This is a genomic window from Rhizobacter sp. P5_C2 (genome assembly GCF_054049715.1).
In genome coordinates this window covers 33,938-48,003 of record NZ_JBFULV010000052.1, presented here as the reverse complement: position 1 = coordinate 48,003, position 14,066 = coordinate 33,938, and the positions used below count along the sequence as shown (strand labels likewise).

Below are 14,066 nucleotides of genomic sequence, written 5' to 3'. Positions count from 1 at the left end.
GAACGGGCCCAGCGGCGCCAGCATCACCGCCACCAGCGCGCAGGCCAGCGCCAGCACCGCCGCCGCGCCATGCGGAGCCGGCTGCGCCGCAGCGGCAAAGCCGGCACGCCGCCGCAGGCTGCGCAGCACGGCCCAGGCGAGCAGCACGAAGGCGAGGATGAGCCCCGTCCATGTACCCGCCGACATCTCGCCCGCCGTGCCGAGCAGGTGGAATTGCTGCGAGCCGGCGATCAGCTTGCGGTAGTTCAGCGCGCCGACGAAGCTCAGCTCGTAGCCGCCGGATTGCAGCGAGAAGCGGGTCAGCGAGAGCCAGGCCGAGGCGAGCAGCGGGAAGATCGAGAACAGCAGGATGACGGTGACGGCCGGCCCGATGAAGACCGTCCCCGCCTGACGGTCCAGCCAGTCGCTGAACTGCGCCTTCGTCACTTGGCGCCGATGCTCGCCTTGTAGGCCGCCTGCTGCTTGGCCTTGCCCAGCTCGTCGTTCAACTCGTTCCACGTGTCCTCGATGTTCTTCATCGTGCCCTTCACGTCCAGCTCACCGGCCAGGAAGCGCGCCATCGCGGTGTCCAGCGCGACCTGCTGGTAGCGCTGGTTGAACGGGATGCGCAGGTCCAGCACCATGTTCGGCGAGTTCAGCGAATCCTGGATCGCGGTCAGGTAGTCCTTGGCTGCCTTGTCCGACATGCCGGCCTTCTTCCACGGGCCCATGTCCTTGAACTGGCTCTGCCGGTACGGGTTGAAGCCGGTCGCGCCGACCGTCACGTCGACGTTCGATTGCTCCGGCTGCGACATGTACGAGAACAGCGCATAGGCCGCATCCTTGGCCTGCGGCTTGGCCTTCGCGTTGATCGCACCCGACCAGCCGCCGAAGGCCGCGAACGGCGCGCGGTTCACGCCGTTCACCGCGTGCGGGCAGCGCGTCGCGTCGCAGGCCACCAGCTTGCCGCTCGCGCGGTCGAGCACCTTGCTCGTGCCGGGCAGCATCAGCGCGCCGACCTTGTCGACCACCTTCGAGGCCTTCGGGTCGACCGCCAGCGGGCCGATGTCGCCCCAGTCGACGGTCAGCGCGCAGCCGCCGCTGACGAACAGCGTGCGGGTGTCGCCAACGTCCATGTTGATCTCGTTCGGCGGGCCGTACTTGCCGGTCTCCTTGTAGATCTCCAGCGCCCGCGCGAAGGCGTCGTTGTTGACCAGCGGCTTCATCGTCGCCGGGTCGAAGAACGCGCCCTCGCTGGTGCCCTTGGCCTGCAGGAAGGCGCCGGCCACCGAGGTGATCATCCAGAACGACTGCGCGCCGCGCTTCTTCGCGATGCACGAGCCGACGATCGGCTTGCCGTCGCCGAAGTCCTTGCCGTGCGCGGCCTTCGCGATGTCGAGGTACTCGTCCCAGGTCTGCGGCGGCTTCTTGCCGAGCTTGGCCAGCACGTCGCTGCGGTAGTAGGCGATGTGGAAGTCGCCGTCCAGCGTCACCGTGTAGGTCTTGCCGCCGTACTTCTGCGAGAACTCGCGGAAGAACGGCGCCACGTCGTCCTCGCGCAGCTTGGTGTCGGCCTTCACGCGCGGGCTCAGGTCCTCGAGGAAGCCGACGTAGTCGGGCATCCACTGCGGCGCGAGGATCGCGGCATCGATCGAGTTGGTGCCGGTCGACCAGTCGGTCAGCAGCTTCTGGTACAGGTCCGAGTACGGCACCGTGATCACGTTGACCTTGGCGCCGGTGGCGGCCTCGAACTCCTTGCCGCGGCGCTGCAGCGGCTCGGCGATCTGCGGGCCGGTGAAGGTCATCACGTTCAGCGTGACGCCCGCGTACTGCTTGGTGGTCTGCGCCTGCGCGCCGGGCATGCCGATGGCAGCGGCGCAGGCGAGCGTCGCCCAGAGAGGAATCGATCTGCGGTTCATGGTGTCTCCATCCTTGTTGTGTTTCACAGCGGGGTCACTCCGTCCAGGCGGTAGAAGCGCTCGGCATTGCCGGCCCACACCGCGTGGCGATCGTCGGCATCCAGCGGCGCCAGCACCTGCTCGGTCGCCGCGATCCAGTCGGCATAGCGGCCGGCCAGCGTCAGCACCGGCCAGTCGCTGCCCCAGATCACGCGGCGCGGGCCGAACAGCTCCAGCACGGTCTCCATGTAGGGGCGCAGCATCGCGGCGCTCCAGCCGGCGCCCGCTTCGGTGGCCAGTCCGGACAGCTTGCAGTGCATGCCCGGCAACTGCGCCAGGGCCTGCAGCCCGCGCCGCCAGGCGCTGAAGGCACCGCGTGCGATGTCGGGCTTCGCGGCATGGTCGATCACGATCGGCAGCGCAGGGTGCCGCTGCGCAAAGGCCAGCAGGTGCGGCAAATGAGGCGGCTTCACCAGCGCGTCGAAGCGCAGGCCGTGGCGCACGAGTGCGCCCACCGCGGCATCGATGGGCGCGGTGGCGATCCAGGCCGGGTCGGCCAGGTCCTGCAGCATCGGGCGCACGCCCTTCAGCAACCGATTGGCGGCGAGTGCCTCGATGGCCGGTACCGCGTCGCCGCGTGTCAGGTCGACCCAGCCGACGACGCCGCGCACCAGGTCGTGCGTTGCGGCCAGGTGCAGCAGCCACTGCGTTTCGGCGAGTGTCGGCGCGGCCTGCACGAGCACGGTGCCGCGCACGCCGTGGGCGGCCAGCAGCGGCTGCAGGTCGGTGGGGCCGAAGTCGCGGTACAGCGGCGTCAACTCAGGAGTGAGCCAACCATAGTCGTCGCGCTCGATCGACCAGAAATGCTGGTGCGCATCGATGCGGTACGTCACCGATCCGCTCCCGGCACCGGCGCGTCGGCATCGATCAGCCCCTGCTCGCGCAGCGCGCTCCACAGCGCGGCCGGAATCGGCTGCGTCATCCAGCGCACGATGCCGTTCAGCTCGTCCGCATTGCGCGGCCCCGGCACGCACGACACCACCGCCGGGTGGCCGAGCGGAAACTGCAGCGCCGCCGCCGCGAGCGGCACCTCGAAGCCGTCGCACACCGCCTGCAGGCGGGCGACGCGCCCGAGCACCTCGGCCGGCGCCGCCGCGTAGTTGAACTTCAGCGTGCTGCTCGGCCGGCGCAGCCCGGCCGCGAGGATGCCGGAGTTGAACGGCCCGCCGACGATGATGCCGACGCCGCGCTCCACGCAGCGCGCGAGGAAGGGGTCGAGCGACTGCTGCTCCAGCAGCGTGTAGCGGCCGGCCAGCAGCGTGCAGTCGAGGTCGACGTGCTCCATCGTGTCGCGCACGATCTCCCATTCGTTGACGCCGAGCCCGATCGCGCCGATCAGGCCTTCGCGGCGCAGCGTCTCCATCTCGCGCAGCCCGCCGCCGCTGGTGAGCTGCCGCCAGTGGAACTCGTGGCGCTCGCCGTGCGTCACGCGGCCGATGTCGTGCACCAGCGCGAGGTCGAGGCGGTTGGTGCCCAGGCGCTGCAGGCTGTCCTCGACCGAGCGGCGGATCGCGCCGGCGCTGTAGTCGTACTGCACCTCGAACGGCAGCGGGTCCTGCCACGCGGTCTCGCCGGCCGGCAAGGCGCGCGGCGGGGCATGCGGCGACAGCGGCTTCAGCAGCCGGCCGACCTTGCTGCTCAGCACCCACTGGTCGCGCGGGTGCTCGCGCAGCGCCTCGCCGAATCGCCGCTCCGACAGCGTGTAGCCGTAGAACGGCGCGGTGTCGAAGAAGCGGATGCCGGCGGCCCACGCGGCGTCGAAAGCCGCGCGCGACGCGGCCTCGGAGATCACGTCGTACATGTTGCCGAGCGGCGCGCCGCCCATGCCGAGCGTGGTCAGCACGTGGCGGGTGCGCGGGAGCATGCGGGTCGGAAGGGTCGTCATGGTGTGGCCTGTTGCATCGAAGGCATCGCGCGGATCGGCAGACAGCTCGGCCCGATCGGCTCGAAGGCCTTGTAGGTGAGGATGAACTCGCGGTGGCCGAGCGATTCGCTGGCCGTCTCGCGGCCGTGGCCGACGTCCTGCACCAGTGCGACGATCTCGGCGCCGACCTCGTCGAGCGTGGCCGCGCCGTGCAGGATGCGCCCGGCGTTGACGTCCATGTCGTCGGCCAGCAGGTCGTAGGTGTCCGGGTTGGCGCACACCTTGATCACCGGCGAGATCGCCGAGCCGACCACCGAGCCGCGGCCGGTCGTGAACAGCGTCAGGTGCGCGCCGCAGGCGATCAGCTCGACGATCTCGGCGTTGTCGGAGATGTTCGGAAAGCCGAAGCGCACCTCGCCGTCGGGCACCACGTCGAGCAGGTACAGGCCGCCGGTGGGCGGGATGTCGCCGGGCTTGATCAGGCCGCTGATCGGCGAATCGCCGCTCTTCGCGTAGGCGCCCAGCGACTTCTCCTCCTGCGTCGTCAGGCCGCCGTCGGCATTGCCGGGCGCGAAGCTGCCGTGGCCGAGCGTCTCGTAGTAGCGCGCCGCCTTCGCGACGCAGCGCACGATCTCGTCGCCGAGCTCGGGCGTCGCGGCACGCCGCTGCATGTGGAACTCGCAGCCGACCAGCTCGCCGGTCTCCTCGAAGATGCAGGCGGCGCCGCGCGCGATCAGCGTGTCGAACGCGCGGCCGACCGCCGGGTTCGCGGTGATGCCGCTGGTGCCGTCGCTGCCACCGCAGACGGTCGCGACGATGAGTTCATCCCAGCGCATCGGCACGCGCGGTTGCGCGTCGAGTTCGGCGAGCGCCCAGCGCACCCACTCGACGCCCTCGGCCAGCGTCTTGCGCGTGCCGCCGCGCTCCTGGATCGTCAGCGTGTGCACCGGCCGGCCGCTGGCCGCGACCTCGGCCTCCAGGCCGCGCTTGTCGAAGCTTTCGCAGCCGAGCGACACCAGCAGCACCGCACCGACGTTCGGGTGCGTCAGCAGGCGGCGCATCATCTTGTCGGCATAGGCGTTCGGGTAGCAGCCGGGGAAGCCGACCAGGTGCACCGGCTCGCCGCGGAAGGTCTGCGTCACCTCGTGCGCGACGAAGTGCGCGCACTCGACGAGGTAGGCCACCGCGACGACGTTGCGGATGCCCTTGCGGCCGTCGGCGCGGGGGAAGCCGGTCAGTTCGGGCAGGGGCTCAGTCATGGGTGGAGAGGACATATTTCGAGCCGTCCTGCAGCGTGTAGGTCGGCAGGTAATCGCTGCCGAGGTTGTCGGTGTGGATGTGCTCGCCGCGCGCGATCGGCCGCTGCACGCTGCCGATCACCGCGCCGTAGCGCAGCACCTTGTCGCCGACCGCCAGCGCACGCCGCGCCAGCTTGTGCGCCATCCCGACCGGCCGTGGCAGCGTCACCGGCTCGCCGTCGATCAGCAGCGTCTCGCCGGCCGGCAACGCGCGGCAGGCCACCAGGCAGTTGTCGGCCGGGTTCAGCAGCAGCAGGCGGGGATCGGTGGCGGGCGGGTCGCTGGCAGGGTTCATTCCGGCTTCCTGGGGTCGGCCTGAAAAGGTATAAAGGTCAGACCAATAGACCATTGTTGCGATCGCCAGCGATCCGCGGCAACCGGGTTGACCCTGATGGGAAAATCGACCGATGAGCCACCAGCGACTGCCGCCGATCGAGACCAAGCGCCTGTACCAGCACATTGCCGGCGTGCTGCGCGAGTCGATGGACAGCGGCCGTTTCGGCGTCGGCAGCTACCTGCCGCCGGAGCGCGAGCTGGCCGACCAGCTTGGCGTCAGCCGGGCCTCGGTGCGCGAGGCGCTGATCGCGCTGGAGGTGCAGGGGCGGGTGTCGGTGCGCGTCGGCGCCGGCGTGCAGGTGCTGGATGCGTCGGCGCCGAAGGCCCCGGCATCCGTCGTCGCGGCGGCCACGTCAGAGGACGAGCCGCCGGTCGGCCCGCTCGAACTGCTGGAGGCGCGGCTGGTGGTCGAGACCGAGACCGCCGCGCTGGCCGCGCGCCACGCGACCGCGCAGGACCTGCAGGGTTTGCAACGCAGCCTGGACCAGATGGTGCAGGACCATGCCCGCAACCCGATGCTGCACGACGGCGACCGCGCCTTCCACATCGGCATCGCGCGCGCCAGCGGCAATGCGGCGCTGCTGTTCATCGTGACGACGCTGTGGGACCAGCGCTACACGCCGATGCAGGAGCGGATGGAAACGCTGTTCACGACGCCCGGCCTGCATGTCGCCGCGGTCGACGACCACCGGCGCGTGCTGGAGGCCATCGCGGCCCACGACCCGGCGGCCGCCCGGCAGGCGATGCGCCGGCACCTGACGACGGTGCGCAAGACCTTCTCGCGCGCGATCGTCGCGGGCCGCTGAAGGCGCGGCCCGAGAGGTGTCAGGCCGACGGCATCGTCTCGGACCACTGCCGCGGCCGCGACACGCTGAAGTCGGCCGGGTGCGCGCCGTCCATCTGCGTGCGCGGGCGCTGGTCGCTCGGGAGGTCGACCCGCAGCATCACGAAATCCTGTTCGCCTTCGACGATGTTCAGGTCCGGCGCATGGCGCACGCTCGGGTGCAGGTACACCGGGTCGTGGTGCGCCTCGACCAGCGCGACCTCGCCTGTCAGATGCACGAGCTGCTGCGAGCGTGGCTCGACGAACGACAGCGTCAGGTTCGGGTCGAGGTCGATGTCGCGGGCGACCCGGCTGTCGCGCGGGACCATCAGCCACACATGCGGCGGGCCGTCGCCCGAGGTCATCGAGATCCGCACCCGGGCGGCATGCGGGTCGCCGCTGGCCAGGCGGGTCGTCACCATGCAATGGTGGGCACGCTGCAGCGCGGGCCACACCGACGGGAAGTCCCCGTCGTTGCGGCGGCTGAGGAAGGGCAGGTTCGGAAGGTTCATGACTGCTTGTAGGTATGGGTCGAGCGATTGGATGCAAGACCTCGGGGCAATCGGTGTGCCTGGGTCAGCTGGCCAGCAGTTCGCCGACCCGCTTGCGCAGCCCGTCCGGCGTCACCTCGCCCGGCGCCAGCGGCACGCCGGCCACCATGCCGACGCGCGAGAACATGCCGCGCCGGAACGGCTTGACCATCGCGCCGCCCTGCTCCACCCGCGAGAAGAACGAGCCCCACAGGTTCTGCAGCGCGAGCGGGATCACCGGCACCGGGTGCGTCTCGAGCAGCTTCATCACGCCACCCTTGAACTCGCCGAGTTGGCCGTCCTTGGTGATCGCGCCCTCGGGGAAGATGCACACCAGCTCGCCGTCGGCCAACACCGCGCGGGCGCGTTCGAAGGCCTGCTCGTAGACTTTCGGATCGTCGCGCTGCGGCGCGATCGGGATCGCCTTCGCCAGCTTGAACATCCAGCCCAGCACCGGCAGCTTGAAGATGCGGTGGTCCATGATGAAGGCGATCGGCCGCGGGCTCGCCGCCATCAGCAGCACCGCGTCGACGAAGCTGACGTGGTTGCACACCAGGATGGCCGCGCCCTTCAGCGGGATGTGCTCGTCGCCGCGCACCTTGAAGCGGTAGATGCAGCGGGTGGCGATCAGCGCGATGAAGCGCAGCAGGTACTCCGGCACCACCAGGAAGATGTAGAACGCGACGATCGCGTTCAGCACGCCGACGATCAGGAACACCTGCGGGATCGACAGCCCCGCCTTCAGCAGCGCGCCGACCAGCACCGCGCTGACGATCATGAACAGCGCGTTCAGGATGTTGTTGGCCGCGATGATGCGGGCGCGGTGGCTGGGCTGCGAGCGCAGCTGGATCATCGCGTACATCGGCACGCTGTACAGGCCGGCGAACAGGCTCAGCAGCGCCAGGTCGGCCATCACGCGCCAGTGCGCGCCGACCGACACGAAGCCCGCGAGCGACAGCTGCGCCGAATCGGGCAGCCCGCGCGACGCGAAGAACAGGTCGATCGCGAAGATGCTCATGCCGATCGCGCCCAGCGGCACCAGGCCGATCTCGACATGCCGGCGCGACACCACCTCGCACAGCAGCGAGCCGGTGCCGATGCCGATCGAGAACACCACCAGCAGCAGCGAGGCGACCTGCTCGTCGCCGTGCAGCACCTCCTTCGCGAAGGCCGGGAACAGCGACAGGAAGACCGCACCGAAGAACCACATCCACGAGATGCCCAGCAGCGAGCGGAACACCGCGACGTTCTGGTTCGCGAGCTTCAGGTTGCGCCAGGTCTCGGTGACCGGGTTCCAGTTGATCTTGAGCCCCGGGTCGGTCGATGGCGACGGCGGCACGTACTGCGAGGTCAGCCGGCCGAGCAGCGCGACCGCGATGCAGCCGATCGCGACGTAGTGGCGCCCGACTTCGGGGATGCCCACCAGCAGCCCGCCGGCCACCTGGCCGAGCAGGATCGCGACGAAGGTGCCCATCTCGACCATGCCGTTGCCGCCGGTCAGCTCGCGCTCGCCCAGGTGCTGCGGCAGGTAGGCGAACTTCACCGGGCCGAACAGCGTGGAGTGCAGCCCCATCAGGAACACGCAGGCCAGCAGCACCGGCACGTTGGTGACCCAGAAGCCCCAGGCGGCCAGCAGCATGATCGCGATCTCGAGCGACTTGACGAGCTGGATCACGCGCGTCTTGTCGTACTTGTCGGTCAGCTGGCCGCTGGTGGCCGAGAACAGCAGGAAAGGCAGGATGAAGAGCGCGCCGATCACCAACCCGGCGAGCTGCGGCGACAGCCACGACACCTGCACCTTGTAGGTCACCAGCACGGTGAACGCGAACTTGAACAGGTTGTCGTTGCCGGCGCCGAGGAACTGCGTCCAGAAGAACGGCGCGAAGCGGCGCTGGCCGAGCAGTGCGAACTGGTTGGGGTGCGCGTGGGGGTCCACGGTGTCTCCTGGTTGCTGTCTGTTGTTGTCGTGCGGGGCGCCGCCGGGCAATCTACCGCACAACGGTGATGGAACCACCCAGCCCGCTGCGTCCCATCCAGCGAAAGACCGAGTCGACCGTGACGGTTTCGATGCGATCGGCGAATCGCTTCGAATTCGGGTGGTCGTCGAACGCGACATTGGCGGCCGTCATGCGCGCGCCCAGCCGCTGGAAGGCCGACAGGTGCAGCGTGTCCGGCACGTAGCCGTGCTCGCGCAGCCAGGCCTGGGCCTGCGGACGGGTCGTGATCGACGGCTCCTGCGCCGCCGCGAGCGTCTCGATCGCCCACTGGTTCGACTGCTGGTAGGTCTGCGCCCACGGGTAGGCGACCATGCTGTAGGCCGGCGTGTGCAGCTGGGCCAGGCGCCGGTTGTCGCGCAGCGCCGGCAGCAGCCGGGCCTGGATCTCGGGGCTCGGCACCACCACGCCGGCCTCATAGTCGTACAGGTCGTCGAGGAAGAACTCGCCGAGGCCCTGGCGGTACACCGCGGCCTTCGCGGTGCCGCACTGGTTCAGCTTGTGCGCGACACGCCAGGGCGCGCCCGGCGCGTCGCGGTAGGCGATGCCGAAGTGCGAGTAGCGCTGGCCGTACTCGCTCAGGTTCTGGCCGACGCGCGCCACCAGCACCACCTGCGCGCCGCTCGCGTCCAGGCGCTGTGCGGTGTGCTCGGCCAGCGTCATCGCGCGCTCGACGTTGCGGGCCTCGGGCAGCTTGCGCTCGCACGAACGGCCGGCCTGGGCGAGCGGCGCCGCGGCGAGCAACGCGATCGCCAGCGCCGCGCGGGCGTTCACAGCGTGACCCGCTCGTTGTAGAGCAGCGCCTTGCCGATCTCGTTCGGGATGAAGGCGATCGCCTGGCCGGCGGCCGACAGCACCCAGCCGGTGCTGATCGCGGCCACCATCACCGTGGTGCCGGCCGCCACCGACATCGCGCCGGCCAGCTGCCCCGACAGGCGCAGGCTGGCGCGCGCGCCGTCGGACGCCCGTTCGAGCACCCAGACCGCGCCGTCGGCCGAGGCCTCGACCGCGACGACGCTCAAGATCGCGCCGGCCGACAGGATCATCGCCGGCGCGCTGACCGAGATCGCGATCGGCAGCAGCGACAGCGCGCTGGCGTCCGAGGCGTTCGGCGGGTGGGCGTGCACCGCCGGGGCGCCGGCGGCCAGCAGGGCGGCCGACAGCAGGCAATGCAAGGCAAATCGCTTCATGGTCGTCTCCGGTGAAGGGTTCAGGGGTTCACTCGGCTTCGCGCATCGAGCGCATGCCGTCGCGGCGGGCTTCGGCCAGTGCCGCCTCGTGGGCGTCGCGCAGCGTCTTGGCCAGCGTGAACACGCTCGAGATCAGGAACAGCCAGCACACGCCCAGGTAGGCCTTCCAGGTCGGGTTGATCTCCATGCGCCACAGGCCCCAGCCGGTCAGCGTCATCGCCAGCGCGAAGCCGCCCCACACCACGAAGCCCCACATCGGCGTGTCGTTCTTTCGCATCTCGTTGTCGCGGATGTACTTGGCCAGCGCGAAGGCGGTCGAGAGGCAGAACACGTAGCCCATCACCATGAAGGCCCGCTGGATGTCCTCGCCGGGCAGGTAGGCGAGGCCGGTCGCGCACAGCGTGGCGGCGGTGCCGAACGAGATCCAGACCTGGGCCTTCCAGGCCGTGGTGTCTTTGCGGATCAGGGTGGGTTGCATGGAGCTCTCGATGGGGTGGTTGAAGACGGAGCGGATGTTCATCTGTCCCGGACCGAAGTTCAATCCCTCCCAGGAGGGGTTGCGGTGGCATGGCTCTCGGGTATCGTTTGGCGGTACTTTTTGAGGATTGCGATGAGCACCACCCAGGACCTGGTCCAGGCGCTGAAGGCCGAGCTGAAGCGCGCCGACATCACCTACGCCCGCCTTGCCGACGAACTGTCGATGTCGGAATCCAGCATCAAGCGCATCTTCGCGAAGGGCGACATGGCGCTGTCGCGCATCGACGACGTGCTGCGCGTGCTGAAGATGGACTTCGCCGAACTGGCGCGCCAGATCGCCGATGCGCAGCCGCTGCGCAGCGAGCTGACGCTCGAGCAGGAGAAGGCGGTGGTGGCCGACCGCCGCCTGCTGCTGCTGGCGATCTGCTGCATGAGCCAGTGGACCTTCGAGCAGATGATCGGCACCTACACCTTCAACGAGGCCGATTGCGTGCGTTACCTGTTGCAGCTCGACCGGCTGGGCATCATCGAGCTGCGGCCGATGAACCGCTACCGGCTGCAGGTGGCCAAGACCTTCCGCTGGCGGCCGAACGGCCCGGTGATGGCGTTCTTCCGCGAGCACGTCGCCGACGACTACTTCAACAGCGGCTTCGACGGCGAGGGCGAGATGCTGATGCTGGTGCACGGCCAGATCGGCACCAGCCTGGCGTCGAGCTTCGTCGAGCGGCTGCAGCGCGTCGGGCAGGATTTCGCGCAGCAGCACCTGGCCGACCAGAAGCTGCCGGCCGACCAGCGGCGCGCCTACACGCTGGTGGTCGGCATGCGCTCGTGGCTGTTTGCGGCCTTTCGCGATCTCAAGAGAGACGCATGAAAAAAGGGGACCCAGCGGGTCCCCTTCGTTGCAGTTGGCGGCAGCTGCCGCCCTGCATCACCAGAACGTGTACTTGGCCGCCAGCGTCACGGTTCGGCCCATCTGGCTGTGGTAGCCCGGGTTGTACGCGATGTAGCGGGTGACCAGGCGCTCGTCGATCGGCGGTTCGCGATTCTCGATGTTGTCGACGTTCACGCTCAGCATCAGGTTCTTGAAGCCCTTGTACTGTACGAACAGGTCGGCGGTGGACCAGGCCTTCACGCGGCACAGGTCCGGGTGCGCACCGCTGGCGTACGAGCAGCTCAGGTCGGCCGGCGTGAAGGCACGCAGGAAGCCGCCGGTGTAGTTGCCGCTCAGCGTGGTCGACCAGTCGCCGATGTCCCAGTCGATGCCGGCCTTGAAGCGCTCCTTCGGCTGGTTGTAGGTGCCGGCGTAGTCGACTTCCGGTGCGTCCTTCACGTTCGCGACCAGGTAGCGCGGCATCTTGTTGTAGACGACGGTCAGGCCGACGCGGCCGGCCGAGCCGAGATCCTGGCGCGCCTTCAATTCGATGTCGTAGCCCCAGATCCGGGTCGAACCGAGGTTGGTGTACTGCAGGTTCAGGCCGTCGATCTCGCCGGCCTGGTTGCGCACCACGTAGCCCGGATAGTTCGCCTCGTTGGCCAGCAGGTAGTCCGGATCGATCGACGAGATCTCGTCACGGCGCTTGATCTTGTAGGCGTCGAACGACAGCGAGACGTTCTCGCTCGGCTCGAACACCAGGCCGGCCGTGAAGCTCTTCGACTTCTCGGGCTTCAGGTTCGGGTTGGAGCCCGACAGTGCCTCGAGCGACAGGTCGCAGTTGGGGTTGGGGTCGGGGTTGGGGTTGTTCGGATCCGGGCAGAGCTTCGGATCGCGGATGCCGGTGTAGAAGGCCTTGACGGGTGACTGCGTCGTCTCGGTCAGCGACGGGGCGCGGAAGCCCTCGGCATAGGTGGCGCGCAGCGCCACGTTCGGCAGCACCTTCCACTTCAGACCGGCCTTCGGCACGGTGGCGCTGCCGAAGTCGCTGTAATGGTCGGTGCGCGTCGCGAGCGAGGCCTCGAAGGTCTTGGTGATCGGGATCGACAGCTCGGCATAGATCGCGCTGACGTTGCGCGAGCCGTCGGACGAGGCGCCACCGAGGACGCTGATCTGGTCCGTCGCGGTCAGCCTGTCCGGCGTGCTCTTGAACGACTCGCGGCGCAGCTCGACGCCGAGCGCCAGGCCCAGCCCGCCGGCCGGCAGCTTCATCAGCTCGCGCGAGCCGCGCAGGTCGATCGACGTGGTGCTGGTCTTGCCTTCGTCGCGCAGCGTCGGGTAGAGGGCTGCCATCAGCGCCGGATCGTTCGCGCCCGGGTTGCCGAAGATGAAGTTCGGGTTCGCGACGCCATTGGCATCGACCACCTGGCCGCCGGTCAGCACCGAATCGTTGATCAGGCCGCGGGTCGTGACGCGTGCGCGCGTGCCGGAGAACATCAGCGCGCTCTCGGCATCCCAGCCAGCGACGGTGCCGCGCCCGCCCACGACCAACCGCGCCGTATCCGCCGTCACCTCGGTGGTGTGCAGCACGTCCATGAAGCGATAGCGCAGCCCCACGTCGGCGCCGGTGGTGTTCTGCGGGTGGTTGGCCGGCAGCGTGATGAAGATGTTGGGCAGCGTGCCTTGCCCCTGGTAGGTCCCGGTGTTGTACGACGGCGACTCGCCCTTGTATTTGTTGCGCACGAACAGCGCATCGCCGAACAGCTCGAAGCCGCCGCCGAGGTCCAGCGTGCCGGCGCCGAACAGCGCATCCTGCTTGGTCTCCGGCACAAGGTCCTGGTGGTCGGTGCCCTGGTAGTAGCAGCGGCCGTTGGTGGCGGCGCCCGGCTCGTTCAGCGGCTTGCAGCCCGGCATCGGCCCGAGGAACGCACCGGTGGCCGGGTCGTAGAGGTTGCCCGGGTAGCCGTAGGCCGAGCGCAGGTCGTTCAGCCCGAAGCGGCGGAAGTCGGCGCTCGAGGTCATCGGCCGCTGCGAGGCCTTCACCGAGTTCTGCTGCTCGTGCGAGTAGTTCAGGAAGAAGTTGTACTTGTCGTTGTCGAGGTCGCCCTTGCCCCAGGTGGTGCTGAACTTGCCCGATTCGCCGTCGTGGTAGCCCGACTGGGCGCCGCTGCCCGACAGCGACAGGCCGTTGTAGTTCTTGCGCAGGATCACGTTGATGACGCCGGCGATCGCATCGGAGCCGTAGATGGCCGATGCGCCGTCCAGCAGCACTTCCACTCGCTCGACGACGTCGAGCGGGATCGAGTTGATGTCGAAGAACGATTGCTGGCCGCCCGACGCGAAGCCGTACGGCGCCATGCGGCGGCCGTTGATCAGCACCAGCGTTGACTGCGAACCGAGGCCGCGCAGCGAGACGCCGCCGGCACCGGGCGTGAAGCTCGCGACCGCGTTCGAATTGAAGTTACCGGCATTGCTGGCCGGCAGGCGGCCCAGCAGCTGCGTGACCGACTGCGCACCGGAGCGGTCGATCTGCTCACGGGTGATCACCTGCACCGGAGAGGCGGTCTCGGCATCGATGCGCTTGATGCGCGAACCGGTGACCTCGACGCGTTGCAGCGTCTTCTGTGCCGCGCTCGGCGTCTCGGGGGCCGGGGTGTCCGTCGTCTGAGCCCATGCGGGGGTGGCGCCGGCGGCGCACAGCGCCATGACGGTCGCGCTCACGTACTTCAAGCGGAACATTCGCATC

13 protein-coding genes and 1 pseudogene are annotated in these 14,066 nt (G+C 69.1%); 2 read left to right on the top strand and 12 right to left on the bottom strand.

Going from position 1 to position 14,066, the window contains the following annotated elements; genetic code table 11:
• The 6 genes and pseudogenes from ACXJLU_RS19535 to ACXJLU_RS19510 form a co-directional block, all read right to left on the bottom strand.
• A pseudogene (locus tag ACXJLU_RS19535) lies at window positions 1–426 on the bottom strand (hypothetical protein); the annotation flags it as partial.
• A complete protein-coding gene (locus ACXJLU_RS19530; protein WP_457333787.1) occupies window positions 423–1,898 on the bottom strand; it encodes an ABC transporter substrate-binding protein in 1,476 nt (491 codons plus the stop codon). The gene ACXJLU_RS19530 and the pseudogene ACXJLU_RS19535, both read right to left, overlap by 4 nt.
• Before the next feature lie 23 nt (window positions 1,899–1,921).
• Entirely contained in the window at window positions 1,922–2,770 is an 849-nt protein-coding gene (locus tag ACXJLU_RS19525; RefSeq protein ID WP_457333785.1) for an amidohydrolase family protein, read from the bottom strand.
• On the bottom strand, window positions 2,767–3,822 hold the full coding sequence (locus ACXJLU_RS19520; protein ID WP_457333783.1) for an aldo/keto reductase: 1,056 nt from the start codon (window positions 3,820–3,822) through the stop codon (window positions 2,767–2,769). Before ACXJLU_RS19520 ends, ACXJLU_RS19525 begins: the two co-directional genes overlap by 4 nt.
• Window positions 3,819–5,060, bottom strand: a complete 1,242-nt coding sequence (locus tag ACXJLU_RS19515) for a UxaA family hydrolase (protein WP_457333781.1) — start codon at window positions 5,058–5,060, stop codon at window positions 3,819–3,821. The genes ACXJLU_RS19520 and ACXJLU_RS19515 overlap by 4 nt, the downstream gene beginning before the upstream one ends.
• Window positions 5,053–5,394, bottom strand: coding sequence for a UxaA family hydrolase (locus ACXJLU_RS19510; protein ID WP_457333779.1), 342 nt, complete (start codon window positions 5,392–5,394; stop codon window positions 5,053–5,055). The genes ACXJLU_RS19515 and ACXJLU_RS19510 overlap by 8 nt, the downstream gene beginning before the upstream one ends.
• 112 nt (window positions 5,395–5,506) lie before the next feature.
• Here ACXJLU_RS19510 and ACXJLU_RS19505 point away from each other — a divergent pair, with 112 nt between their 5' ends.
• A complete protein-coding gene (locus ACXJLU_RS19505) occupies window positions 5,507–6,241 on the top strand; it encodes a FadR/GntR family transcriptional regulator (protein WP_457333777.1) in 735 nt (244 codons plus the stop codon).
• Window positions 6,242–6,260: 19 nt separating this feature from the next.
• Here the strand turns inward: ACXJLU_RS19505 and ACXJLU_RS19500 are convergent, their stop codons facing one another.
• The 5 genes from ACXJLU_RS19500 to ACXJLU_RS19480 all read right to left on the bottom strand — a co-directional run bounded on the left by ACXJLU_RS19500 (window position 6,261) and on the right by ACXJLU_RS19480 (window position 10,450).
• Window positions 6,261–6,770 carry a pyridoxamine 5'-phosphate oxidase family protein gene (locus tag ACXJLU_RS19500; RefSeq protein ID WP_457333775.1) on the bottom strand — a complete coding sequence of 170 codons (510 nt, stop codon included), beginning with the start codon at window positions 6,768–6,770 and terminating at the stop codon, window positions 6,261–6,263.
• A 64-nt stretch (window positions 6,771–6,834) separates the two neighbouring features.
• Window positions 6,835–8,724 carry an MFS transporter gene (locus tag ACXJLU_RS19495; protein WP_457333773.1) on the bottom strand — a complete coding sequence of 630 codons (1,890 nt, stop codon included), beginning with the start codon at window positions 8,722–8,724 and terminating at the stop codon, window positions 6,835–6,837.
• A 52-nt stretch (window positions 8,725–8,776) separates the two neighbouring features.
• Window positions 8,777–9,556 carry a DUF2145 domain-containing protein gene (locus ACXJLU_RS19490; protein WP_457333771.1) on the bottom strand — a complete coding sequence of 260 codons (780 nt, stop codon included), beginning with the start codon at window positions 9,554–9,556 and terminating at the stop codon, window positions 8,777–8,779.
• Window positions 9,553–9,972, bottom strand: coding sequence for a hypothetical protein (locus ACXJLU_RS19485; protein WP_457333769.1), 420 nt, complete (start codon window positions 9,970–9,972; stop codon window positions 9,553–9,555). The genes ACXJLU_RS19490 and ACXJLU_RS19485 overlap by 4 nt, the downstream gene beginning before the upstream one ends.
• A gap of 28 nt (window positions 9,973–10,000) precedes the next feature.
• Window positions 10,001–10,450: a YiaA/YiaB family inner membrane protein gene (locus tag ACXJLU_RS19480; protein WP_073465907.1), complete on the bottom strand. Its 450-nt coding sequence runs from the start codon at window positions 10,448–10,450 to the stop codon at window positions 10,001–10,003.
• A gap of 132 nt (window positions 10,451–10,582) precedes the next feature.
• On the opposite strand from ACXJLU_RS19480, the gene ACXJLU_RS19475 reads away from it, so the two are divergent.
• Window positions 10,583–11,320: a helix-turn-helix domain-containing protein gene (locus ACXJLU_RS19475; RefSeq protein ID WP_457333767.1), complete on the top strand. Its 738-nt coding sequence runs from the start codon at window positions 10,583–10,585 to the stop codon at window positions 11,318–11,320.
• Between the two features lie 57 nt (window positions 11,321–11,377).
• Here the strand turns inward: ACXJLU_RS19475 and ACXJLU_RS19470 are convergent, their stop codons facing one another.
• A complete protein-coding gene (locus tag ACXJLU_RS19470; protein WP_457333765.1) occupies window positions 11,378–14,059 on the bottom strand; it encodes a TonB-dependent receptor plug domain-containing protein in 2,682 nt (893 codons plus the stop codon).
• Window positions 14,060–14,066 lie beyond the last annotated feature (7 nt).